Raw genomic sequence first — 23818 nt, forward strand, 5'->3', positions numbered from 1 at the left:
CTATGTCGTTTCTGCTCCACACGGGCTATCGGCACCGAGGCGCAAAATGTTGCACACATCACACAATTTTTCTGAAACGTCGAGAAGTTTCATCCTTCGAGCAGGTCAACGACCTCGGCGTCGGTCAGCTGATGGAAATCGTCGAAGGCCGCGCCGACCCCGCCGAGTATCGCCGGAACGAAGGGACATATGACGCGGTCGGCCGAATCGGCAAGCAGGCGGATCGATTCCGGTGATGCCACGGGGACGGCAACGATCACTCCCGTTGCACCCTGCGCACGGGCACATACCGACGCCACAGCGGCACTCGCTCCCGTCGCCATTCCGTCGTCGACGATGACGGCCGTTCGCCCGCTGAGCGGAACTGCCGGGCGACCGGCCCGGAGCAGGTGTGCCCGGCGCTCGAGTTCTGCGCGCTCGGACTCTTCCACCCGCGCGAGCGCTTGCGGTGATACCCGCTCGGCGGCAATCACGTCGTGGTTGAGTACGCGAGTGTCACCCTCGCCGATGGCACCGAGAGCCAATTCGGGATTTCGGGGGGAACCGAGTTTGCGTACAACGAGGATGTCGAGCGGTGCATCCAGTGCCGACGCGACCTCGACCGCGACAGGAACGCCGCCGCGCGGCAGTCCGAGAACGACGGGATCGTGGAGTCGCGCGGCGTCCAGCGACCGGGCGAACATCGCAGCAAGGGCCCGGCCTGCTTCAAATCGGTCTCGGTACTGTGCCATAGCTGTCCTGATTGAGGTGTGACCTCGATACTTCCGACGCTACTCGGTTCTCCCGTCACCGTTCGGTAACTGTGAACCGCCGCAGTGAGAGGGCCGGATTCTTTTCGCGGACCTCGTCGATTCGGCTTCGACTGACCTGCGCCGCGGCCACACCCACCTGCTCGCCGAGTGAGCACAGCACCACACCCATGGGGTCGACGATCATGCTGGCACCGGCGCCGCCGCGCGCGCTTTGGTCCGCCGCGGCGATGTACATGGTGTTTTCGATCGCGCGCGCCCGGACCAGCGTGGTCCAGTGGTCTTCCTTCAACGGCCCGGGTACCCACTGCGCCGGCAGGAGCAGGACGTCAGCGCCGGCGTCGACGATCCTGCGGGTGACTTCGGGGAACCGGAGGTCGTAGCAGGTCTGGAGGCCGAATGTGAAGCCGTCGCACTGAAAGGTCTGGGGGTCCTCGATCTCCCCAGGTGCGATCACTGCCGATTCGAGGTAACCGAACGCGTCGTAGAGGTGAAGCTTGCGATACGTGGCGACCAAATCGCCGCGCGGGTCCATCGCGACGAGCGTGTTGGAGATCCTGCTCACGTTGGGCAGACGTTCGTTCATTCCCGCGACTACGAAGATCCCGAACTCTGCGGCAATGGCAGACAGCCCGGTTCCGAAGTCACCGCCGAGGTCCTCGGCGGCCTCGATCAGGCGCTCGTCGCTGCGTGGCGGCGTGAACATCGAGTACTCGGGAGCGACCAGTACTTTTGCGCCCTGACCAGCGGCATCGGCCGCCAAGGTGTGTAGTGACTTCAGGTTCGCCTCCTTGTTCATATCGGGAGCGAACTGTGCAACGGCAACGACGGTCCGAGAGGGGCTGTTGGCGGTGTCTTCAGTCATGCTTCTTACGCTAGGCGAAACGCCCGGTGAACGCGGATCCACCGGAATAGTTCAGCAGGTCGGTTCTCGTGTCTATACTCCTTCGGCTAAACTGCTGGTCAAATGAGTGATATTGAGCGTGACCCCGAACCCCCAACATTTGCCGACCTCGACATCGATGATCGGGTACTGAAGGCACTGTCTGACGTGGGCTACGAGTCGCCCTCGCCGATCCAGGCTGCCACCATTCCGCCGCTGCTCGAAGGCAAGGACGTCGTCGGACTTGCCCAGACCGGTACCGGTAAGACGGCTGCTTTCGCGGTTCCCGTCCTGTCGCGGATCGACACGTCGATCAAGCAGACGCAGGCACTGGTACTGGCTCCGACACGTGAGCTCGCGTTGCAGGTTGCCGAGGCATTCGGCAAGTACTCCGCGCACATCCCCGGACTCAACGTCCTGCCGATCTACGGCGGCCAGAGCTACGGTGTCCAGCTGTCCGGCCTGCGCCGCGGTGCGCACGTTGTCGTAGGTACGCCCGGTCGTGTCATCGACCACCTCGAAAAGGGCACTCTGGACCTGACAAACCTCAAGTACCTCGTTCTCGACGAGGCCGACGAGATGCTCAAGATGGGTTTCCAGGAGGACGTCGAGCGCATCCTCCGCGACACCCCCAGCGAGAAGCAGGTTGCCCTGTTCTCCGCGACGATGCCCGGTTCTATCCGTCGCATCTCCAAGCAGTACCTGAACAACCCGGTCGAGATCACGGTCAAGTCCAAGACCTCGACGGCGTCGAACATCACGCAGCGATACATCCAGGTCGCGCACCAGCGCAAGCTCGACGCGTTGACCCGTGTCCTCGAGGTCGAGGCCTTCGAGGCGATGATCATCTTCGTCCGCACCAAGCAGGCCACCGAAGAGTTGGCCGAAAAGCTGCGCGCTCGCGGGCATTCCGCTGCCGCTATCAACGGTGACATCGTGCAGACGCAGCGTGAGCGGACCATCGGTCAGCTCAAGAACGGTGCCCTCGACATTCTCGTGGCCACCGACGTCGCTGCGCGTGGCCTGGACGTCGACCGCATCTCGCACGTCGTGAACTACGACATCCCGCACGACACCGAGTCGTACGTTCACCGCATCGGCCGTACGGGTCGCGCCGGACGCCAGGGTGACGCGTTGCTGTTCGTCGCTCCGCGCGAGCGTCATCTGCTCAAGTCCATCGAGAAGGCAACCCGCCAGCCGCTGGCCGAGATGCAGTTGCCCAGCGTCGATGACGTGAACGCGCAGCGTGTTTCCAAGTTCGGTGACTCCATCACCGAGAGCCTGGCATCGGAGAACCTGGCGCTGTTCCGCAAGATGATCGAGGACTACGACCAGGAACACGATGTTCCGCTCATCGACATCGCTGCCGCCTTGGCAGTGCAGTCGCGTGACGGCGACGCTTTCCTGCTCGCTCCCGAGCCGCCGGCACCGCCGCGTCGTGAGCGTGAGCCGCGCGAACCGCGTCCACCGCGCCGCTTCGACGACGGTCCGGCTCCGCGTTCGCGTGGACCCGAGGGCCAGGAATTGGCGGCGTACCGCATTGCAGTCGGCAAGCGTCACCGCGTGGTGCCGGGTGCCATCGTCGGTGCCATCGCCAACGAAGGCGGCTTGCGTCGCAGCGACTTCGGACACATCAGCATTCGTCCCGACCACTCCATCGTGGAGTTGCCGGCAGATCTGTCCAACGAGACTCTCGAAGCCCTGCGGCGGACCCGCATCTCGGGCGTCTTGATCCAGTTGCAGCCTGACTTCGGCCCGCCGCAGGGACGCCCCAGCGGCCGTGGTGGTCGTGATGACCGTGGTGGACGTGACGACCGCGGCGGACGCGACAGCCGTGGTGGCGGACGCGATCGCTACGACAGCTGATCTTCGTCTCGAAAACTAACAGGCGCTGCACCCCGATTCGGGGGAGCAGCGCCTGTTTTTGTATCCGGTTTTCGTATCAGAGGGTGCTGGGCGCGAGATCGTGGGAATCTTTACTGCCGGTGTTGAATTGGGTTCGGTACAGCTCGGCGTACCGACCGCTGTGAGCGAGCAGTTCGGTGTGCGTTCCGCGTTCGATGATGCGGCCCGCTTCGACAACCAGGATGAGATCGGCAGCGCGAATGGTGGACAGGCGGTGCGCGATCACGACTGCCGTCCGGCCGGCAAGAGCCTCGCCGAGTGCTTCCTGAACGGCAGCTTCGGACGTCGAATCCAGATGGGCGGTGGCTTCGTCGAGGATGACAACGCGAGGTTGGGCGAGCAACAACCGCGCGATGGTGAGGCGTTGACGCTCGCCGCCGGATAGTCGATAGCCACGTTCGCCGACAACGGTGTCGAGTCCTTCCGGCAGTGACGCGACCAGAGCGGTGAGGCGGGCACGCTCGAGGACTTCGCGGAGTTCGGTCTCGGATGCATTCGGTCGTGCGAGCAGCAGGTTGGATCGCAGACTCTCATGGAACAGGTGCCCGTCCTGGGTGACCATACCGACGGTTTCGCGGATGGAGTCGGCGCTGAGGTCGCGGACGTCGACGCCGGCGAGTTCGACGGAACCCGAATCCACGTCGTAGAGGCGCGGAATCATTTGGGCGATGGTGGATTTACCGGCGCCGGATGTTCCGACGAGCGCCACCATCTGGCCGGCTTCGGTGCGGAAGGACAGATCATGGAGCACGTTCTCGCCGCCGCGGCTGTCGAGAATCGCCACTTCCTCGAGGGACGCGAGGGACACTTTGTCCGCCGACGGATATGCGAACTTCACGTTCTTGAACTCGACGGATACGGGCCCGTCCGGCACTGCGACGGCGTTGGGCTTCTCGGTGATCAGTGGCGCGAGATCGAGTACTTCGAAGACCCGCTCGAAACTGACGAGGGCGCTCATGACGTCCATGCGGGCGCTCGCAAGAGCCGTCAGCGGGGAGTACAGCCGAGTCAGCAGCAATGCCATCGAGACAACGGCACCGGCGTCCAGTTGCCCGCGCAAGGCGTAGTAGCCGCCGAGACCGTAGACGAGCGCCAGAGCCAAGGCTGAGACGAGCGTCAGGGCCGTGACAAAAACGGATTGAAGCATGGCCGTCCGCACGCCGATGTTGCGCACGCGCCGGGCGCGCACCGCGAACTCGACGGACTCTTGTGACGGGCGTCCGAACAGCTTGACCAGCGTTGCACCCGGCGCTGAGAAGCGCTCGGTCATCTGGGTGCTCATCACGGAATTGTGGTTGGCGGCTTCACGATTGAGAGCCGCCAGCCGGGCACCCATGCGCCTGGCCGGAATCACGAAGATCGGCAGAAGCAGTAGTGCGAGGACGGTGATCTGCCACGAGATGCCGAGCATGACGATCAGCGTGATCACCAGCGTGACCAGATTGCTGACCACGCCGGAGAGCGTGTCACTGAACGCGCGCTGGGCCCCGATGACGTCGTTGTTGAGGCGGCTGACCAAAGCTCCCGTGCGCGTGCGAGTGAAGAACGCGATAGGCATTTTCTGGACGTGGTCGAACACCGTGGTCCGCAAGAGCAAGATCAGGTCTTCACCGATACTCGCGGAGAGCCAGCGCGTCAGCATTCCGAGTGCGGCCTCGAGAATTGCCACAACCGCGATCAGCACGGCCAGGATGACAACAACCTTGACGGCGTCGCCGCCGACTATCGCGTTGACCACCCGGCCTGCGAGGACCGGTGTTGCGACGGCTAGTGCCGCCGTCACCACACTCAGCAGGAGATACCAGCTGAGGTTGCGTTTCTGCGGAATCGCGAATGTCGCGATTCTTTTCAGCGTCGCCTTCGAAAAAGGCCGCTTGTCGTCTTGCGCGTGCATCGCGTTGTACATCGCGTTCCACGCGGTGACTTCCATACTCATGTCTCAGGCCCTTCGGTCGCCGGCCACGAAGATTACGCGGCCGGTACGACACGAAGGTAAAACCTCGAGTGTGCTTGAGGTCAAGCCCACTACTTGGCTACGTCCACCACCACACGCGTGGGGTCCGACAGCAGCGTCACCGAGAACGGCTGCTTTTCCGTTACGCCGATGAACGACTGTGTGACGCCTTCGAAGACAGACGACCCGTTGACTTCGGTGACAACCCCACCGGCGATTCCTGGGACGGGGTTCGGGCCGGAGTACTGCTCCACGCCGCTGTCGAACGGGTAGGCGGAACCGTCGATCAGCACCTGGATTATTGCGTCGCCGGCAATCTCCATCGGCTTGCCGCTACCTTCCTGGACGGCAGCGTCGACGTACTTGACGCGCCATCCGGGGGTTCCGGTTCCGCCCATTTCGTACACGACGCGGTCGAAGTTCTCGTGCGAGCCGATCCGGACGTCGGTGACGGTCAGTTTCGATTCGGCGACGGCCGCGGCGGTTTTGTCCGAGCTATCGGTTGGCGCGGGTTCCGCAGCGGCGGCGCTCGTGGTTGCAGACACCGAGGTGGTGACGGCAGTCGGTGTGGTCTCTGCGGTCTGTGAGCACGCGGTCAGGCTCGCCCCCACGATGATGGCAGCGATGGCGGCAACTGATTTCGTCCGGTTCGTTGTCATGCTTCGATCGTAGGGCTCTCGGTCGGTGGCTCTGCGACGGCGTGCGCGGAGTTACCTAACCGATATCGCCGTCGACGTAGAGCCAGTTGCCGTCGATTCGAGCAAATCTGCTGCGCTCGTGGAGGTTTCCGCGTTCGGTTCCGTAGGAGTAGTGGGCGCGGAATTCGACCGTACCGTCCGAATCGAACAGGCTGCCGCGCTCGGTGGAAAGAATCTCGAGCCCAGTCCAGCGCTGGTGTGGGTCCAGATCCAGTGTGGTTGGACGGTGGTCGGGATGCCAGGTCCGCTTCAGATAGTCGGTGTCCAGGAGGGCAAATGCCGTGTACCTCGAGCGCATGAGAGTTTCAGCGGTCGGTGCGGACGCACCGCCCTCGAGATATTTGCCGCAGCAGTCGGCGACGGTATTGCCGGTGCCACACGGGCAGAGTTGGGCGGTAATGGGGCGGCGTGAGGTCACCACCCCATTACAGCACGCGAACTCAGACCAGCTTGCTTTCGTGGTTGTCCCAGTACGGCTTACGAAGATCTCGTTTGAGGATCTTGCCCGTCGGATTCCTCGGGAGTATCTCGACAATGTCGATGCTGGTGGGGCACTTGAACTTTGCGAGGCGTCCCTGGGTGTACGTGATCAGTTCGGCTTCGGCGATCTGGGTGTCGGCATGCAGGACGACCACGGCTTTGACGGTTTCGCCCCACCGGTTGTCCGGTACGCCGATCACGGCGACTTCGGCGACGGCGGGGTGCTCGACGAGTACTCGTTCGATTTCCGGGGAGTAGACGTTCTCTCCGCCGGTGATGATCATGTCTTTGAGGCGGTCTTCGATGAAGACAAATCCCTCGGAATCGGCGCGGCCCATGTCGCCGCTGCGTAGCCAACCGTCCGGTGTGATTGTTTCAGCAGTAGCTTCGGGCTTGTTGAGGTATCCCGGCGTGCATTGCTCCGATCGCCACCAGAGTTCTCCGACAGTTCCGACGGGGGTGTCCTCGAGCGTGACGGGATCGACGATGCGAATCTCGACCCCCGGAATGGCAGTGCCCGCCGATGCCATGCGTTCGACTTGTGATTCGTCACGGTGGACGTCAGGCATGAGAGCGGTGACAACACCGGCCATTTCGGTCATGCCGTAGACCTGGACGAACTCGGTATCCGGCCAGGCTGCCAGCGCTCCTCGCAGCAAAGGCAGGGGCATGGGGGCTGCGCCGTAGGTGATGCGTTTGAAGGCGCGGAAGGCGGCGACGGCCTGATCGCCTGCAGCCAGGACTCCGGCGATGACGGGTGGCACCAGGAATGCGATGTTGGCGCCGGCGGCGAGGCCGGCGAAGATCGACGGTCCGTCAGCTTCGCGGGTGAAGTAACAGCGTCCACCTGCGTGAATTGCCATGATGGCGTAGCAGGTTCCTCCGACGTGGAACATCGGCATGGCGACCAGGAATATGTCGTCATCGTGTTTCGGCAGGATGTCGAGGACATTGTTGCTGTGCGCGAACAGGTTTCGGTGGGTGAGCTGAACTCCCTTGGGGCGCCCGGTCGTTCCGGAGCTGTAGAGGATCAGGGCTGTGCTGTCGGCCGTGACTACGGGACGAGCGGCCAACGGCGGGGCTTCGTCGAGCCACGGTTCGAATTCGTCGTTCTCGCTGCCGACAGCGATGATCAGTTCGACGGCGGTGAGGCGATCGCGCATGGCGACGACCTGGGGGAGGAGTTCGTTACCGACAAATAGGATGCGTGCCCCGCAGTCACCGAGGATGTAGTCGAGTTCCTCGCCGGCGAGCCGCCAGTTCGGAATGGCATTCGAGGCGCCGAGTAGTGAAGCGGCATAGGTGATTTCGAGACAGGAGAGATGGTTCTTGTCCAGGAAGGCGACGGTGTCTCCCGGTCCGATTCCGGATTCGGCGAGTGCGCCCGCAATGCGCAGGATGCGACCGTGCCACTGGGCCCACGTATAGGTGGTTTCCTGGAACGTCACGGCCGGTTCTTCGGGTTTGACGCTCGCCCAGTGTTCGAGTTGATCGAAGATGATTGCAGTGGCGGCGTCGGACATCGGACCACCTTTCTCGAGTGATGTGTGTCACAAGGCTAGTGGGCGGTTGGCGTCCGCATGTGTGTTTTCCGTTGACAACTCAGGGGAGCACCTACGGAAATCAGGGTGGTCCCTGATAGCGGTGGCGCCGAGTAGACGACAGGATGGAGCGGAGCCAGTTGGCACCCTCATGCCGTGGGTGCTCGATACACCGAAGTGAAGACGAAAGGCGATCATGAGTTCGCACGCCCAAGATGTCGCGGCCCGCGCTGTCGGCCTGTCCAAGACGTACGGCACCGGGGATACCCAGGTGCATGCACTCAGCGCTGTATCCGCAGATTTTGCTCGGGGTGAGTTCACGGCGATCATGGGCCCGTCGGGTTCGGGGAAGTCGACGCTGATGCATTGCCTCGCAGGTCTGGATTCGGCGAGTTCCGGTTCGGTGCTCATCGGTGACACCGAACTGACCGGGCTGTCGGACAAACAGATGACGGCGCTACGACGCGACCGCATCGGATTCGTTTTTCAGGCGTTCAATCTGGTGCCGACGCTGACGGCGCTCGAGAACATCACGTTGCCGCTCGATATCGCGGGGCGCAAGGCCGATCCGGCGTGGTTGGACAATGTGCTGACGAAGCTCGGTTTGAAGGACCGCCTCGATCACCGGCCGGGTGAGTTGTCGGGTGGGCAGCAACAGCGTGTTGCGTGTGCGCGGGCTCTGGCCGGTCAGCCCGAGATCATTTTCGGGGACGAGCCCACGGGCAATCTCGATTCGCGTTCCTCGGGGGAGGTTCTGTCGATTCTGCGGTCCGCGGTGGACGAGTTCGGTCAGACCGTGGTGATCGTGACGCATGATCCGCGCGCTGCTGCGTATGCGGATCGCGTCGTATTTCTGGCGGACGGCAAGATAGTCGACGAATTGCGTGAGCCGACGGCCGATTCCGTTCTCGATCGGATGAAGCGTCTGGATGCTCCGCAGGTTCCGGTCAACGTAGAAGCCGGAGCTTGACGATATGGCTTCGATAACCAATTCGCCGATGCGCAAGGTGTCGTTGCGTAACTTGGCGGCGCACAAGGTGCGGTTGGCGCTCACCGTGTTGTCGGTGGTGCTCGGTACGGCGTTTGTCGCCGGGTCGTTTGTGTTCACGGATACGTTGCAGAAGACGTTCGACTCGATTTTCGAGAACACTGCTCAGGGCGTCGACGTCCGGGTGTCGATGCCGGATCGCAACACCAGTGGCGTTCCGATCGAGGATGTCGACAAGCTGGCGGCCGTCGACGGAGTTCGCGCCGTGGCACCTGCCGTGAGTGGACAGATCGTTCTGATCAACGCCGACGGTGGTGCCGTGCAAACGGGTGGCGCTCCGAGCATCGGTACGTCGTACCTGCCGGCAGAGCGGGCGATCACACCGCCCGATCCGTACTCGGAAGGTGGCCCACCTGCGGCTGCCGGAGATATCGCATTGAATGCGAGTGCGATGGAGAAAGCGGGTTTGTCGGTCGGTGACCAGGCTCGGATACTGGTGCCGGCGAGAGGAATCGTCGACGTCACGGTGACCGGTATCTACGAGGGGTCGGGTAGTGACACCGGGGGTTTCATCGGAGCTTTGTTCACCGACGAGCAGGCGCGCAGCCTGTTCACGGACGGTAAGCATGTCGACTACATCGACGTAGCCGGTACCGGCCTGTCGCAGACCGAGATGCAGCAACGGGTGGCGCAGGCCTTCCCGGACTTGCAGGTGCAGACCGGAGACGAGGTCCGCGAGGAGACCAAGGCCGAGGTCGACACCGCGCTCAGCTTCATCAACTACTTCCTGCTGGCGTTCGGCGCTATTGCCCTGTTGGTCGGCACGTTCATCATCTACAACACCTTCTCGATGATCGTCGCGCAGCGTTTGCGTGAACTGGCGTTGCTGCGTGCGGTGGGAGCGAGCCGGGCTCAGGTCGGCCGCTCCGTCGTCACCGAAGCGTTGATCGTCGGATTGATCGGCAGCGTCATCGGATTGCTGGCCGGCATCGGACTGGCCTACGGTCTGCGCGGGTTGCTCAATGCCTTCGACGTCGGGTTGCCGGAAGGTTCGTTGCAGGTCAGCCCGCGCACGGTCGTTGTCGCGTTGGTTGTCGGCGTTGTCGTGACGACGCTCAGTGCCTATGCGCCGGCGCGTCGGGCGTCCAAGGTTCCGCCCGTCGCGGCGATGCGCGAAGAGTTCGCTTCCACCGGTGACTCGCTTCGTGTCCGGACGCTTGTCGGCGCCGTTCTCGGTGTTCTCGGTGCTGTCCTGGTGGTCGTCGGTTCGCGGGGAACCGGTGAGGGCGCGGCGCTGACCGTCGGCGGCGGAGCGTTTGCGCTGATCATCGCTGTTCTGCTCGGCTCACCTGCGTTGTCGCAGCCGATCGTGGGTGCGCTCGGTGTTGTCTTCGCAAAACCGTTCGGATCGGTGGGGCGTCTGGCGCGTACCAATGCGGTCCGCAATCCGCGTCGTACTGCTGCCACGGCCTTCGCCCTGACGTTGGGCTTGATGCTGGTGACGGTCATCGGTGTGTTCGGCTCTTCGGCCAAGGCGAGTATCAATGAGCTGATCGACGTGGGCGTGACCGCTGATTACATCCTGACCGGGCCCAATGCGGTGGGCGTGCCGCGAGGCGCAGCCGACGCAGTACGGGCGCTCCCGGATGTGCAGAGTGCAACGTCGCTGCACGGGGTTCGGGCAACTGTGAACGGACAGGACGAGCAGGGGGCGTCGTTGGACGGCCCGATCGACGGGGTTCTTGATTACAACATCGTCGAGGGCACTGCCGATCTGTCCGGAAACAACATGATGGTCTCGCAGACCACGTCGACCGAGAACGGCTGGACCGTCGGATCGACGCAGACGTTGACGGGCGCAGACGGGACCCAGTACCCGGTGGTTGTTGCGGGAGTGTTCGAGGACAACCAGCTGATCGGCTCGTGGATCGTCTCGGACGAGGCGTATCAGGCATTGATGCCGGCAACCAGCCTGCCTGATTTTGCCGTTCTGGTGAAGGCGACGCCGGGCGCCGATGTGACAGCCTTGCGCGGAGAACTCGAGCAGGCCACGGAAAAGTATGTGGTTGTCCAGGTTCAGGATCGTGAGGAGTTCAAGGGAACCCAAGGGCAGCAGATCAATACGTTGCTTGCGATTTTGTACGGACTCCTGGCACTGGCGGTGGTGATCGCGATTCTGGGCATCATCAACACCTTGGCTCTTTCGGTTGTGGAACGCCGTCGAGAGATCGGAATGCTGCGGGCGGTCGGTATGCAGCGGGCTCAGATGCGGCGCACGATCTACCTCGAATCCGTTCTCATCGCGGTCTACGGCGCGGCCGTCGGCGTCGTGCTCGGCATCGGATTCGGTTGGGGATTCGTCAGTACGCTCCGGGACCAGGGCCTGGGCCAGATCACGATTCCGTGGGGTCAGGTTGCGTTGATGCTTGTCGGTTCCGGCATCGTCGGTGTGCTCGCGGCACTGTGGCCGGCCAATCGAGCGGCCAAGACGAAGCCACTGGAGGCGATTGCGGACCTGTAGGGGGCAAGGGGCTGTCACATTCACGCGACCCGCATGGTGCGCACTTTTGGCTGTTCACGCTGCCAAAAGTGCGCACGGGTAGCGTTGCTACCCATGATTACTCTTCAAGAAGTCGGCGATCGTGAATCCTGGCGCTGCTGGCTGTGTGACGAGCCCGTCGACCCCGACATGTCGGTGAACGATCCCCGCGGCCCGAGTGTCGACAGCATCAACACCGCCAAGAAGGGCGGCAAGTCCAAGGGTGGTGTCGAGCGACTCGCACACCGCGCATGCAACACCAAGAAGGGTGCCGTCAAGCCGGTCGTGGCGTGGCCGGATCGGTTGTTCGTGGTTGATCCCGCGCCGATCATCGGTGTTGTGGAGCAGCTCGAACGTAAAGGTGGCCGGGTCGCGGTTGCACGTTGCCCCGGCAAGGACGACGCCCAGGACGCGTCGGAGTGGTTGCTCGATCGGCTCTCGCGATTGGCCCCGGATCTGAACGTCGAAACGAGTATCGACCCTGCTGGTGGTGGGTTCCTTTTGGTTTTGAAAACCGTGTAGTCGGATTCGGTCCGCCTTTTCTCCGGGTGTCCTAGCCTTGTCGTGAGCGATCGGGGTACGGTCGAGTCGAACATGAATCCGGTTTCGAGTGCGAAGGAATCACGATGAATCTGGCGTTGACCGACGAGGAACTGGCGTTCCGGGACGAAATGCGGACTTTCTTCCGCACACAGATTCCTGAATCGACCAGGAACGCGTACGCCCACGGGGAAGAGCTGGGACGCGAGCGAATGGTCGAGTCGCAGCAAATCCTCAACGCCCACGGCCTGGCCGTCCCGCACTGGCCGGTCGAGTGGGGCGGTAAGGATTGGACTCCGGTTCAGCACAACATCTGGCTCGACGAGTTGCAGTTGGCGTCTGTTCCGGAGCCCCTCGCGTTCAACGCGAACATGGTCGGACCGGTCATCGCGGCTTTCGGTTCGCAGGAACAGAAAGAGAAGTTTCTTCCGGCGACGGCAAACCTCGATATCTGGTGGTGTCAGGGCTTTTCGGAGCCGGAAGCCGGTTCCGACCTCGCGTCGCTCAAGACCCGCGCAGTCCGGGACGGCAACGACTGGGTGATCAACGGCCAGAAAACCTGGACCACGCTCGGTCAGCACGCAGACTGGATCTTCTGCCTCGTTCGCACCAACCCCGATGCGCCCAAGCGGCAGGCGGGTATCTCGTTCATTCTGGTCGATCTGAAGACGCCGGGTGTGACGGTCCGTCCGATCAAGCTGATCGACGGTGGCTACGAGGTCAACGAGGTCTTCTTCGAGGACGTCCGCGTTCCGGGCGAGAATCTGGTCGGCGAGGAAAATCAGGGCTGGGGCTACGCCAAGTTCCTGCTCGGCAACGAGCGCACCGGCGTCACGCGGGTCGGTTTCTCCAAAGTCCGTGTGGCTCAGGCAAAAGCACATGCCGCTGAGGTCAAGGTCGGAAACGGGACGCTGCTCGAAGATCCGTTGTTCGCCGCTCGCCTGGCAGAGCTCGAAAACGAGTTGCTCGCGCTGGAGCTCACCCAACTGCGTGTTGTCGCAGGATCCACGGACGGTAAGCCGAACCCGGCTTCCTCCTTGCTGAAGTTGCGTGGCTCCGAATTGCAGCAGGCCAGCACCGAGTTGCTGATGGACGTTGCCGGCCCCGATTCGCTGCCGTTCGACGCGGGCACCGACATCGCGTCGGCGGGCTGGGCGCAGCACTCGGCCCCGGCTTACCTGAACTACCGCAAGGTTTCCATCTACAGCGGATCGAGCGAAGTGCAACGCAGCATCATCGCCTCCTCGATCCTCGGATTGTGAGGCGTGGCATGGACTTCGAACTCAATGACGAACAGAAGCTTCTTCGCGACACCACCAAGGATCTTCTTTCGCGTAGCTACGACGCGGAAAAGCGAAATGCCATCACCGACGCAGACCCCGGTTGGAGCCCGCAGGTGTGGAAGCAGTTGGCAGAGGTCGGACTGCTTGGTCTGACGTTCTCCGAGGACGATGGTGGCATGGACGCCGGTCCCGTCGAGATCGGCGCTGTCATGACCGAGATCGGTCGACGCCTTGCGCCGGAGCCGGTTCTGGACGCAGTCGTGACGCCGGGTGGACTGATCTCCGAAGGCGGCAGCGCGCAGCAGCGGTCGTCGATTCTTTCCGGGGTTGCCGAGGGCGTCACATTCCTTGCTTTTGCCGATCAGGAACCCGGAATTCGTTGGCCTGCAACGCAGCGGGCGACGACGGCAACGCCGGCGGGTGACGGCTGGAGTATTACCGGTATCAAAAATCCGGTCGGCCACGGCGGATCTGCGGACATCCTGGTTGTGAGCGCGAGCTTGCCGGAAGGCGGTGTCGGCCTGTTCCTGGTCAAAAGTGACGCATCCGGATTGGTCCGCAAGTCCTACGCAACCCACGACGGTTTGCGTGGAGCGCAGGTCGAGTTCACCGATACGCCTGCCGAGGCGCTCGGTGCGGGCGGCGACGCGTCGGCGTTGATCGTGGCCGCGCAGATTCGTGAGCAGGCCGCTTTGTGTGCCGAGGCTGTCGGTGCGATGGAAGAGGCACTGCGTCTGACCACCGAATACCTCAAGACGCGCAAGCAGTTCGGGGTTCCGCTGGCGAAGTTCCAGACGCTGACACATCGCGCGGCGGACCTGTACGTGTCACTCGAGTTGGCGCGCAGCATGAGCTTGTACGCGACGATGTCGCTGGCCGACGGAGTGGTCGATCCCGTCATCGCGTCTCGGGTCAAGTTGCAGATCGGGCGATCGGCGCGCCTGATCGGTCAGGAAGCAATTCAGATGCACGGTGGCATCGGTATGACGGCGGAGTACCCGGTAGGTCATTACGTCAGCAGGCTTGTTGCCATCGAGCACACGCTCGGCAGCGCCGAGGATCACTTGCGTGTGTTGGCTGCAGGCGTGGCCGACCACGAAATGGTCACTGTGGTCTGATCTTCCACGAGAGCCGGTCAGGGGCCGCATTCCGCAGTCGCGGGGTGTGGCCCCTGACCGGTCAGTGTCCGCCCCGCAGCACGTCCAACCGGATTCTGCGCGCTTCGATGTGCGCGGCGGTCTCGGTGAATGCACGTTGCCAGTCGGCGGACTGTGTTCGCTCGGCCGCCTCCAGCAGGAGCGCACCGGCGTCGAGGGGGAAGCGGGCTTGCGCGCTTCGCAGCGTCGAGTAGTGGCTGTGACGGGAGTGGATGCCCAGTTCTTCGCCGGAGGCAGCGTGTTTGGCGGCTTCGCATTCGAGGGCGCTGACAAGTTTGTGGGCGATCGCCAGCGGCCAGGGGCGGTCGATGCCGTCCAGCAGTGCACTGCCGTCGACGCCGAGGAGATAGCTGTCCGCATGGCCGGCAAGGATGTACGTGATCCGTTCACGCGGATGCGCAATTGCGACGACGCGGCGGTCGGTGTTTCTGCCGTCCCGCTCGAGCAAAGCCGATGCCCAGGCCGGGTTCTTCTGCAGAACTGTTGCGGCGGTCCATGATTCGGTCATCACGTCGCGCCACTGTTTCTCGATGGGAATGCGAAGAACGTCGTGTGGTGAACCGATCATCGCTTCCCACAACACAAGCGGAGTAGCCGTCACCACTTGGCGTAGCCACCATTTCCCGATTCCCTTGTACTGGGCCCCGACGTCTTCGATACCGTCGCGTGGGGCTTTGTCGTCGAGTGAACCGGGCAACCGAATGACGAGGCGCGGCCGCAGGGGTTTGGTCTCGAGTCGCACCCAGGTGTGAGCCCGGGTAGCCATACGTTCGGCAAACGGGGACTCGGGAAGTTGGCGGAGCAGTTGGATCGAACGTTCTCGGACCGGCGGCGACAGATCGTCGAGTCCGCGTTCGAGAATGTCGTAGTCGTGCTCGCCCAAGCCGACGCTCAGCCGGTCCAGGAATTGGCGTCGCAATCCCGCGGGTTCGTTGTCCCACGCGATGTCGAGTTCTTCCGTTGCGAGCGCGGGGTCAACTGTGCGGATGTAGTCGAACCACGCAAGACGGTCGTCCGGGTCGGGTGAGAGCCACAGTTCGTCGCGGCGTGACCCGACGCGACGCAATTGTGCCCAGGCAGGATTGTGGTCTGCCAGATACTGTCCGCGCGGACCGGCAAGTCGAAGGAGGGCCTCGCGATGTTCGAGGTGGGTGCGCGCCGCTTCCATGAGCGCGGGAACCGTCGGTGCGGGGGCAACGTATCGGTAGGTCTCGGCAACCTCGAACCATTCGGGCAACGACGGTGACCGCGTCTCGAGCAGTGACGTCACGTGCGTGATCGCCGACGCGGGGAGCGTCGGACGCTCTGCCGTTCCGGCGGATCGCAGCGAGGTCACTTGCCTACGGTAAGGCAGGGGTGTGCCGACTTTCACTCGGGGTAGCGGCGCGGATGTCGAGATTCTGGGAGAGTGGACAGCGGCACCTGGGAGGCTTGACATGGCAGAAATTCATGGCGTCACGGTGGGCGATGGAACCAGTGGGGCGGAAGTGAACAGTGGTGCAGATGTGTCGGTTGCCGAACGTCGTGCCCTGATTTCCAGCCATGTCCGAACCTGGTGCGAAGCAGGAATCGTCGAATCGAATCGCCCCGAGCTGTCCACTGAAGTCGCGCTGCTGTTGGCGGGCGGCTACGTCGACGACGAGACCCGGGCAGTCATGGCCAACCGTCGCGCGGTCGGACGGTCGTTCCCGGACATCGGTGGCTGGTCCGAGCTGAGATACCTCACGGACGAGTACACGCGAACGTGTCGACGGCTGAGCGCTGCCCGAATCGGTCCGGTGCAGGTTGTCCTGGAACGGCGAGTGCAGGCTTTGGAGAAACGCGTCCACGCCGCACGCTCGGCGGTCGTGCGATCAAACCGCCATTTTGCGAGCAGCGTCCGCGCTATTCGCAAGGACCGGCGTGACGGACTGCATCTTGACGTGGAGCAACGCGAAGCCCTGTTCGTCGGACTCACGCGCACACCGGTCCCGGCGAAGTCGACTACCGGACTGGGCTCCGTCGCAGATAGCGGAAGTGCTGCACTCGATAAACTCGCCGGGCGGTTGGCAAGCATCGAGGGTTCCGGAGTCCTCGCCGACGCGGGCCGTCGTATGGCCGAAGTGCTCGACGGCTTGGCGCCACACGACGACGACGGCATCGCCGGGAAATACGACGCGCTGCTCTATCTGGCCGGCAACGTGTACGACCGCATCGAGTCCTCGCATGCCTGGCATTCCGATCATTTTGTCGTTCAACGCAATCAACTCGACCTTGCCGACGAGATAACCCAGATATCCGTGGATACGGTTGCCTTGCGGTCGATCCTTGCCGAACTCGACGAGGCCGCCGACCTTGCGCGCGACGCGGCGACAAGAGAGTCGATCGACTCGCGAACGCGGGCCCTCGGCGCGGTGTGGGATCAGTTGGTCGAGCGAGTTGCGGCGTTGGCGCGGATCGGTGACCTGGTCTCCCGGGCTGAGGAGCAGCTCAGTTCTCAGCGGGCCGTGGAGCACGCGGCGAGCTTGGACAGCCGCATCGACGACCTGCTGGCGCGGTCCGGATCGCGGGAGTTGTCGGCGGCCAACACGCACTACGTCGGCGATCAATTCGACGGTGTCGAGGAGCTGATGTTCGCCCACCGCGCGGCGCTGTACGGCGACATCGCACTTCTGACCTCTGGGAATGAGCGGCCCGCACCTTAGGTGTTGAAGCGTGGGCGCGGTAAGGTCGAGGTAAGTAGCCGGCCGTGAGCCGGATTCGCCGGGCGTTGGACGCGACAATTGTTCGCTGGCGCCCCACCCGCAGGCCGATCTGGCGATACCGGGCGCAACAGCTTCAAGAAAGTCGACCATGGAAGACACCGCAAGTCGTGGCATCAACGCGTTCATTTCCGAGGTAACCCAGCGTGGGGGCCAGGCCGTGCGGTTGACGCATTCGCGTCGCAACCCGGTGCAGGTGACGGGCAATGACGGCAGTTCTCGCATCGTCCGGGTTCGGTCCAAGCTCGATGGTGACTGGCAGGCCCGGCGCCAGGACGAGTCGATCGAGAGCGACGACACTCGCTCCGAGTTCTGGGTTTTTGTCGATCTTGCGGTTACCCCTCACCAGTTCTTCATGCTGCCGTCGGTGGAGGTGGCGGACGATATCCGGTCCGAGGTCGATCTGTGGATGATGGACACCCCGGGTCGCACCCGAACGGGGCATCACGCAATTGCGCGTGGACGTGTTGCCCACGGGCATGACCGCTGGGACGTTCTGGGCGTCGCTGCGGTCAAGGATCCGAGCATCCACGTTGCAGCGCCGGTAGCACCGAAGCGCGCGAAGACTGCGGTTGTCGTCAAGAAGCGTCGTGCCAGCGCCGCCGACGACGAGATCCCGGTGATTGATCTGCGCGTCGAGGTGAGCGCCGATTGCCACGGGTACCGCTGGATCGGTCGATTCGACGAAACGAGCGGCGTACTCGAAATCATGCGTGGCCCCATGGAGGGACGCAGGTTCCCCAACCCGACAGCTGCTGCGAATGCTGTCACCGGACATATTTCCGGAGATATCGAGAGCTACGACGGTTGGGTGTTCTGGACCGTCGACGGCGCCGCGTTGGGTTCGCGGCACCGCCGTAGCGCCTGAGCTCTCATCACTGCGCCTGAGCTCACATCACTGCGCCTAAGCTCCCACTGCTGCAGACACCTGTTCGAGCAGGTCGAGCTCACTCGACGAGAGCACCAGATCCGGTGCGTCGAGTAGTGCTGGAAGCTGTTCCACTCGGCTGACGCTGGCAATGGGCGCTGTGATGCCTGGCCGGGTCAGCAGCCAGGCCAAGGCGACGGTCGACATTTCACAGGTGTGATTTGCGGCGATCTCGGCAATCGCGTCGACCACCGCCAGACCGGCATCGCTGAAGTAACTTGCCGTGATGCGTTCGCGGGGGCTTCCGTCGATATCCGCGCGGGTTCGGTACTTTCCGGTGAGGAACCCGGACGCGAGTGCAAAGTAGGGAAAGACGCTGATGTTGTTGTCGGTGGCGATCTTCGCGAGCTCCGGTTCGTACGAATTCCGGTGCACCAGGTTGTAGTGGGGCTGCAACGCGATGGGTCGCGCGTACCCGTTCTCCTCCGTGATTCGCAGCCATTCGCGAACGCGTTCGGGTGTGTAGTTCGAGATGCCGAGGTGTCGAACCTTGCCGCTCTCGACCAGTGCGTTGAGCGCTTCGAGAGTTTCCTCGAGCGGTGTACTCGGATCGTCGAAGTGTGCGTAGTACAGATCGATGCGGTCGGCTTGGAGGCGGCGAAGTGACGCGTCCGCTGCGGCAGCGATGTTCTCTGCCTTCAACCCCTTGAAATCGGGGTGGCTGCCGACCTTGGTGGCAACGACGATGTCTTCCCGGAGCCCGCGATCGGTGATCCACTTTCCGATGATGGTTTCGGATTCTCCACCGGAGTTACCCGGGGCGGAGGCCGTGTACGAGTCGGAGGTGTCGATGAAGTTCGCACCGGATTCGGCAAAGGCGTCGAGTATCTCGAAGGACGTCGCCTCGTCAGCGGTCCACCCGAAGGGGTTGCCGCCCAAGGACAACCGAAAAATGTCGATATCCGAGCTGCCGATTTTCGCCACTGCGCAGAACTCCCGTCGATGCAACGCCGACGCCATTCGTCGACGTTCGAACCGTACCGTGTAGCACTCCGGAAGGGGGTGTGGAGTCCGGAGAACGGGTCGAAATCGTTGCTGTTCGTGATTGCCTCTGGCGGTGCGGGGTATGGCCACTTGGTAATGAGCTTTGTTCGACGGACTGTGAGAAGGAGAGTCCGATGTCGATGGTCAGTGAAGCGACCCGGGTGGTAACGGGCGCGGCAAGCGTGACCACCAGTGCCGTGGGCGCCGTGGGTGGCGGTCTTGTCGGCGGGGTGAACGGCGGAATCCGCGGCGCGGTCGGTGGTGTTCGCGACGGTGTGCGAGCGGGAAGCAAGTCGACGCCGACGGCTGTTCTCACCCTCGCGGCGATGGGTGCTGCCGGTTTGGTCGAGTGGCCGATCCTGCTGGGTGTGGGCGGCGCGGCCGTCGTGCTACGGCAGTGGGATCGTCACGACGGCGAGCGGGAGGCAGGTGAGCCGAAAGAAGTCGAGCAGAAGAAAATCGACAAGACTGTGAGAGCGGAGCTGGGTGCTGCCCAGACGCCGGATCCTGCGCAGGTGGCAGGTGTGGGCACGCCGGAAAAATATACGACCAAACCGGGACCGGTGGCGTGAATATGTTCCCAGCCGGACTCACCGGACTTCTGTCCACACCGTTTCGATCCACGGCCGATCGTCAATTGATCGGACGGGCCTTCAGCACTGCTGTTGCGGCCGCGGGAATTGTTCCGGCACTGGCAGGTTCGGTGACGCGGGTACCGAACCTACCGGGATCGTCGTTGCTCGCGGCCGGGGTCTCGGTTCTACATCATCAACCGGCGCTGCGTCAGCAGCTGGAACGCCTCCTCGGGCGCGAATTGACCGATCTGATCCTCGAATCGGCCAAGTCGGTGACCGACGTGGTGACACAGGCACCTGCGGCGTTGACGGTTGATCTGGGCATGCGCTCGCTGCTGCTCGGCGAAGCCTGGAGTCTGCGTAACGCGTCGCAGGAGTGGGGTGTTGCCGTGTCGTCGGAGGTGCCGGATGACGAGAGCCGCGGGCAAGGTGAGCGCCATGCGGAGCGAGTAGCGCTGGCTCAGTTGGCAAGTGGTGCTGCAGTCGGTGCGCTTACCCAGAATTCCGAGATCGCGTCGACTGCAGTGCGTGTTGCGGCGCCACGGGCGTTGCGGATTTCCCGCGAGGCGTTTGCCTCGGTGCTGACGAGGGAGCTGTGGCAGCGCGAGGGATCGCTGGTTGTCGACCCCGGTGCCGCTCGGCGGCTCGACCGGGTCGACACAGTTCTGATCGATCCGCGGGTACTCCTCACCCAGGAGCTTCGGGTGGCAGACATTCGCGGTGTCGCGGACTCGGACCGGGTTCATATCTGGAACCGTTCGCGCCGAAAACTGGGAAACGACAAGCTCACTGTCGGGTGGCACCGGATCGGCGGTGCCGATGTGCTGGTGCGTCCCGCCCGAAAACCATTGGCACAAGCTGTAGTAGCGGAACTGCGGGCTGCTGGGGTACGCGCCGTCAGCCTCGATGTCGACACTCTCGGGTCTCTGCGCGGCGGTTTCGACGAACTCCTCGATGCCCCCGGCGACAGCGACCGGGACGTCGACCGGGCGTTGGAATCGGCACTGACGACGCTGTCGGATTCCGGCGCACGTGTCGGAGTGGTCAGTTCGGTCCACCTGGCCGGTCCTGCTGAGATCAGGATCGGCGTGGCCGAGCCTGATCGGGCGCCGCCGTCTGCGGATATCCTCGAACATGACCTTGCCGGAGTGTGGCGCGTGCTGCACGCTCTGCCAGCGGCACGGGCAGCGACGAGACGCGGCGTCGAATTATCCAGCGGTGCTTCGGTCCTGGGCGCCTTGGTCATGCTTCCCGGCGTGCGTGGCCGCGGCCCGGGTCCGATTACGATCGGGGCCGGCGCTGCGCTGTGGACCGGTTTCCAGTTGGCCCGCTCGGCAGTTGGTGTCGATCTTCCCGAAGGTTCCTCGCGCAACGACTGGCATGAGCTGGGGACCGACGAAGTGCTACAAGAACTCCCGTCGCACGACGAGAAGGCGCCGGCTGAAACTCGATCCGGACCGTTGTCGCGCGTTGCTGCGCCGATCCGGGTGGGCCGCGACGTTCTGGACGCAGTCCGATCCGAGTTATCGGATCCCCTGACGCCGGTACTGGCGACCGGATCGGCGGCCAGTGCAATTCTGGGCTCGCCGATCGACGCGTTTCTGGTGGGTTCCGTGTTGGCCGGTAATGCCACGCTGTCTGCGGTACAGCGACTGCACTCGGAACATGTTGTTCGCGAACTCCTTCGGGTGCAGGAGCCGTTGGCGCGGCGCGTATCCAACGGGTCGGAGCCCGAGCGGGTTCCGGCGGATCAGTTGGGAGTCGGCAACATCGTGGTTCTCGAATCCGGAGACGTGGTGCCTGCCGACGCTCGGCTTCTCGACGTCGATTCGCTCGAGGTCGACGAATCCTCGTTGACCGGCGAATCCATGCCGGTCGAGAAGCAGACCGACCCAACTCCGGGAGTGCCGGTGGCCGAGCGAAGTTGCATGGTCTACGCCGGCACAACCGTCGTTGCCGGCGATGCCCGCGCAGTGGTGACCGCCGTGGGCTCGCAGACCGAAGCGCGCAAAGTCGACGTCCGGGCACCGCAGCGCGGCCCCGAAGTGGGACTGACGCACAGACTCCGAGATCTCACCCGAAAGACGCTCCCGGTCAGTCTCGGCGGTGGGGCGTTGGTGACCGCGGTGGGACTGCTTCGTGGCACAGCGCTGCGGCAGGCGGTGACTGGTGGCGTCGCGGTTGCCGTTGCCGCTGTGCCGGAAGGTTTGCCGTTGGTTGCCACTCTGGCGCAGCAGGCTGCCGCGCGCAGACTGACCTCGGTGGGAGCGCTGGTCCGTTCACCGCGCTCGATCGAAGCGCTGGGGCGTGTGGACGTGGTGTGTTTCGACAAAACCGGAACGCTGAGCGAGAACCATCTGCACGTCGCGGCTGTGGAGCGGGTCGACGGCTGGCGGGGAAATCGGATTCTGGAAGTCGCCGCGCGAAGTGCCTTGAGTAACAGTGGCGATCAGGTCTTTCACTCGACCGACGCGGCTGTTGTCAGTGCAGCCGACGAGGTTTTGGCGCATCCACTCGTATTCGAGGACGCGGAAGCGTCGGCGATGGTGCCGTTCCGATCGGGCCGGCCGTATTCGGCCGCGTTGATCGGGCATCGGATTGCTCTCAAAGGTTCACCCGAGTTCGTTTCGCACGCAGCTGCTTCGAAAAAGCGTGTGTCGTCAGGGCATGTCAAGAAGATGGCGAAGCGTGGGCTCCGGGTCATCGCGGTGGCTCAACGTGAGCTGTCCGAGTCGGCTGCTCAGCGTGCTGCGCACGATCCCGAGTTTCTGGAAGAGTGCTGCGCACATGATCTGGAGCCGGTCGGACTGCTCGGGCTTTCCGACACGCTCCGCTCCGATGCCGGGCAACTCGTCGCGGAACTTCGCGAGCGGGGACTGGGCGTGCGGGTCATCACCGGCGATCATCCGCTGACCGCGGCAGCGGTTGCGGGGGAGTTGGGGTTGGACGTGGACCCGGATGACGTGCTCACCGGTTCGGAGTGGGAGAACATGTCCCACACCGAAAAGGAGGCAGCGGTCGCGGAACGAACTGTGTTCGCGCGGATGACACCTGAGCACAAGGTGCAGGTTGTCCATGCCCTGGAGTCCAGTGGCTCGGTGTGCGCGATGGTGGGCGACGGCGCTAACGACGCGGCCGCGATCCGCGCTGCCAGCGTGGGTATCGGAGTTGCGTCCACCGGTAGTGATCCCGCCAGGGGCGCTGCGGACATCGTCCTTCTGGAAGGTCGGGTCAGTGGACTGATCGACGCACTCGACGAAGGAGCCCAGTTGTGGCAACGGGTGCGCTCGGCGGTGGGTGTCCTGCTCGGCGGCAACGCGGGTGAAGTGGCGTTTGCGTTGATGGGCAGTGCATTGTCCGGGATATCGCCACTCAATGCGCGACAGATGTTGCTCGTCAATCTCATGACCGACGCGTTGCCTGCCGCAGCATTGGCAGTGAGTACGCCGACTGCCGAGGGCCGCAGCGATACACCGGCGACGGACGCAGATGCCTTGTGGCGCACCATAGCCGTCCGCGGCGGCGCAACCGCGGCCGGTGCTCTGTCCGCCTGGATTCTTGCCCGGATGACCGGTCGACGGAGGCGTGCGTCGACGGTGGCTCTGGTGGCGTTGGTGGGCACTCAACTCGGGCAAACCTTGATCGAATCGCGGAGCCCGCTGGTGGTGGCGACGGCTGTGGGGTCCGTTGGGGTGCTCAGCGTTCTAGTCAGTACCCCGGTAGTGAGCCAATTCCTTGGCTGCACCCCGCTCGGTCCGCTCGCCTGGGCGCAGGCAATCGGATGTGCTTGCGGCGCCACCACTCTTGCTGCCGTCGCCGCACCCGTCATCGAGCGGTTGGTGATGCCCGAGAACGCGAGCTGATACACAGATG

The 23818-nt window shown here is 63.5% G+C and carries 18 protein-coding genes; 10 read left to right on the plus strand and 8 right to left on the minus strand.

Going from position 1 to position 23818, the window contains the following annotated elements; all coding sequences use genetic code 11:
- Positions 1-89: 89 nt before the first annotated feature.
- Positions 90-731 (minus strand): phosphoribosyltransferase, encoded by a 642-nt coding sequence (locus V2B23_RS12765; protein WP_430950661.1) that lies wholly within the window; start codon positions 729-731, stop codon positions 90-92.
- Positions 732-786: 55 nt separating this feature from the next.
- Positions 787-1614, minus strand: a complete 828-nt coding sequence (locus V2B23_RS12770; protein WP_430950662.1) for a carbon-nitrogen hydrolase family protein — start codon at positions 1612-1614, stop codon at positions 787-789.
- A 102-nt stretch (positions 1615-1716) separates the two neighbouring features.
- On the opposite strand from V2B23_RS12770, the gene V2B23_RS12775 reads away from it, so the two are divergent.
- Positions 1717-3498, plus strand: a complete 1782-nt coding sequence (locus V2B23_RS12775; protein WP_430950663.1) for a DEAD/DEAH box helicase — start codon at positions 1717-1719, stop codon at positions 3496-3498.
- A gap of 76 nt (positions 3499-3574) precedes the next feature.
- Here V2B23_RS12775 and V2B23_RS12780 read toward each other — a convergent pair whose 3' ends face one another.
- The 4 genes from V2B23_RS12780 to V2B23_RS12795 all read right to left on the minus strand — a co-directional run bounded on the left by V2B23_RS12780 (position 3575) and on the right by V2B23_RS12795 (position 8192).
- A complete protein-coding gene (locus V2B23_RS12780; RefSeq protein ID WP_430950664.1) occupies positions 3575-5473 on the minus strand; it encodes an ABC transporter ATP-binding protein in 1899 nt (632 codons plus the stop codon).
- Between the two features lie 89 nt (positions 5474-5562).
- Positions 5563-6150: an AMIN-like domain-containing (lipo)protein gene (locus tag V2B23_RS12785; protein ID WP_430950665.1), complete on the minus strand. Its 588-nt coding sequence runs from the start codon at positions 6148-6150 to the stop codon at positions 5563-5565.
- A 55-nt stretch (positions 6151-6205) separates the two neighbouring features.
- Complete coding sequence (locus V2B23_RS12790; protein ID WP_430950666.1) at positions 6206-6607, minus strand: YchJ family protein; 402 nt, start codon at positions 6605-6607, stop codon at positions 6206-6208.
- A 22-nt stretch (positions 6608-6629) separates the two neighbouring features.
- A complete protein-coding gene (locus tag V2B23_RS12795; protein ID WP_430950667.1) occupies positions 6630-8192 on the minus strand; it encodes a long-chain-fatty-acid--CoA ligase in 1563 nt (520 codons plus the stop codon).
- Positions 8193-8406: 214 nt separating this feature from the next.
- On the opposite strand from V2B23_RS12795, the gene V2B23_RS12800 reads away from it, so the two are divergent.
- The 5 genes from V2B23_RS12800 (at position 8407) to V2B23_RS12820 (ending at position 14678) form a co-directional block, all read left to right on the plus strand.
- Entirely contained in the window at positions 8407-9180 is a 774-nt protein-coding gene (locus tag V2B23_RS12800; protein ID WP_033236733.1) for an ABC transporter ATP-binding protein, read from the plus strand.
- A 4-nt stretch (positions 9181-9184) separates the two neighbouring features.
- Entirely contained in the window at positions 9185-11719 is a 2535-nt protein-coding gene (locus V2B23_RS12805; RefSeq protein WP_430950668.1) for an ABC transporter permease, read from the plus strand.
- Between the two features lie 93 nt (positions 11720-11812).
- A complete protein-coding gene (locus tag V2B23_RS12810; RefSeq protein WP_045069580.1) occupies positions 11813-12259 on the plus strand; it encodes a hypothetical protein in 447 nt (148 codons plus the stop codon).
- Between the two features lie 104 nt (positions 12260-12363).
- Positions 12364-13539, plus strand: a complete 1176-nt coding sequence (locus V2B23_RS12815; RefSeq protein ID WP_430950669.1) for an acyl-CoA dehydrogenase family protein — start codon at positions 12364-12366, stop codon at positions 13537-13539.
- Positions 13540-13547: 8 nt separating this feature from the next.
- Entirely contained in the window at positions 13548-14678 is a 1131-nt protein-coding gene (locus tag V2B23_RS12820; protein WP_430950670.1) for an acyl-CoA dehydrogenase family protein, read from the plus strand.
- A 61-nt stretch (positions 14679-14739) separates the two neighbouring features.
- Here V2B23_RS12820 and V2B23_RS12825 read toward each other — a convergent pair whose 3' ends face one another.
- The gene (locus V2B23_RS12825) at positions 14740-16053 is read right to left on the minus strand and encodes a DUF5691 domain-containing protein (protein WP_430950671.1); all 1314 of its coding nucleotides are present in this window, start codon (positions 16051-16053) and stop codon (positions 14740-14742) included.
- A 100-nt stretch (positions 16054-16153) separates the two neighbouring features.
- Here V2B23_RS12825 and V2B23_RS12830 point away from each other — a divergent pair, with 100 nt between their 5' ends.
- Positions 16154-17401 carry a hypothetical protein gene (locus tag V2B23_RS12830; RefSeq protein ID WP_430950672.1) on the plus strand — a complete coding sequence of 416 codons (1248 nt, stop codon included), beginning with the start codon at positions 16154-16156 and terminating at the stop codon, positions 17399-17401.
- 148 nt (positions 17402-17549) lie between these two features.
- The gene (locus V2B23_RS12835) at positions 17550-18326 is read left to right on the plus strand and encodes a hypothetical protein (protein ID WP_430950673.1); all 777 of its coding nucleotides are present in this window, start codon (positions 17550-17552) and stop codon (positions 18324-18326) included.
- A gap of 36 nt (positions 18327-18362) precedes the next feature.
- Here the strand turns inward: V2B23_RS12835 and V2B23_RS12840 are convergent, their stop codons facing one another.
- Complete coding sequence (locus V2B23_RS12840; RefSeq protein WP_430950714.1) at positions 18363-19310, minus strand: aldo/keto reductase; 948 nt, start codon at positions 19308-19310, stop codon at positions 18363-18365.
- 194 nt (positions 19311-19504) lie between these two features.
- Between V2B23_RS12840 and V2B23_RS12845 the strand changes: the two genes are divergently transcribed.
- Positions 19505-19942: a hypothetical protein gene (locus V2B23_RS12845; RefSeq protein ID WP_430950674.1), complete on the plus strand. Its 438-nt coding sequence runs from the start codon at positions 19505-19507 to the stop codon at positions 19940-19942.
- Positions 19943-19944: 2 nt separating this feature from the next.
- A complete protein-coding gene (locus tag V2B23_RS12850; RefSeq protein ID WP_430950715.1) occupies positions 19945-23808 on the plus strand; it encodes a cation-translocating P-type ATPase in 3864 nt (1287 codons plus the stop codon).
- Positions 23809-23818 lie beyond the last annotated feature (10 nt).

This window comes from Rhodococcus sp. 24CO (genome assembly GCF_050586165.1).
Lineage (GTDB): Bacteria > Actinomycetota > Actinomycetes > Mycobacteriales > Mycobacteriaceae > Rhodococcus_F.

Coding starts and splice junctions, on each gene's coding strand:
- V2B23_RS12765 (WP_430950661.1), bottom strand. CDS start 731: ATGGCACAGTACCGAGACCGATTTGAAGCAGGCCGGGCCCTTGCTGCG.
- V2B23_RS12770 (WP_430950662.1), bottom strand. CDS start 1,614: ATGACTGAAGACACCGCCAACAGCCCCTCTCGGACCGTCGTTGCCGTT.
- V2B23_RS12775 (WP_430950663.1), top strand. CDS start 1,717: ATGAGTGATATTGAGCGTGACCCCGAACCCCCAACATTTGCCGACCTC.
- V2B23_RS12780 (WP_430950664.1), bottom strand. CDS start 5,473: ATGAGTATGGAAGTCACCGCGTGGAACGCGATGTACAACGCGATGCAC.
- V2B23_RS12785 (WP_430950665.1), bottom strand. CDS start 6,150: ATGACAACGAACCGGACGAAATCAGTTGCCGCCATCGCTGCCATCATC.
- V2B23_RS12795 (WP_430950667.1), bottom strand. CDS start 8,192: ATGTCCGACGCCGCCACTGCAATCATCTTCGATCAACTCGAACACTGG.
- V2B23_RS12800 (WP_033236733.1), top strand. CDS start 8,407: ATGAGTTCGCACGCCCAAGATGTCGCGGCCCGCGCTGTCGGCCTGTCC.
- V2B23_RS12805 (WP_430950668.1), top strand. CDS start 9,185: ATGGCTTCGATAACCAATTCGCCGATGCGCAAGGTGTCGTTGCGTAAC.
- V2B23_RS12810 (WP_045069580.1), top strand. CDS start 11,813: ATGATTACTCTTCAAGAAGTCGGCGATCGTGAATCCTGGCGCTGCTGG.
- V2B23_RS12815 (WP_430950669.1), top strand. CDS start 12,364: ATGAATCTGGCGTTGACCGACGAGGAACTGGCGTTCCGGGACGAAATG.
- V2B23_RS12820 (WP_430950670.1), top strand. CDS start 13,548: ATGGACTTCGAACTCAATGACGAACAGAAGCTTCTTCGCGACACCACC.
- V2B23_RS12830 (WP_430950672.1), top strand. CDS start 16,154: ATGGCAGAAATTCATGGCGTCACGGTGGGCGATGGAACCAGTGGGGCG.
- V2B23_RS12835 (WP_430950673.1), top strand. CDS start 17,550: ATGGAAGACACCGCAAGTCGTGGCATCAACGCGTTCATTTCCGAGGTA.
- V2B23_RS12845 (WP_430950674.1), top strand. CDS start 19,505: ATGTCGATGGTCAGTGAAGCGACCCGGGTGGTAACGGGCGCGGCAAGC.
- V2B23_RS12850 (WP_430950715.1), top strand. CDS start 19,945: ATGTTCCCAGCCGGACTCACCGGACTTCTGTCCACACCGTTTCGATCC.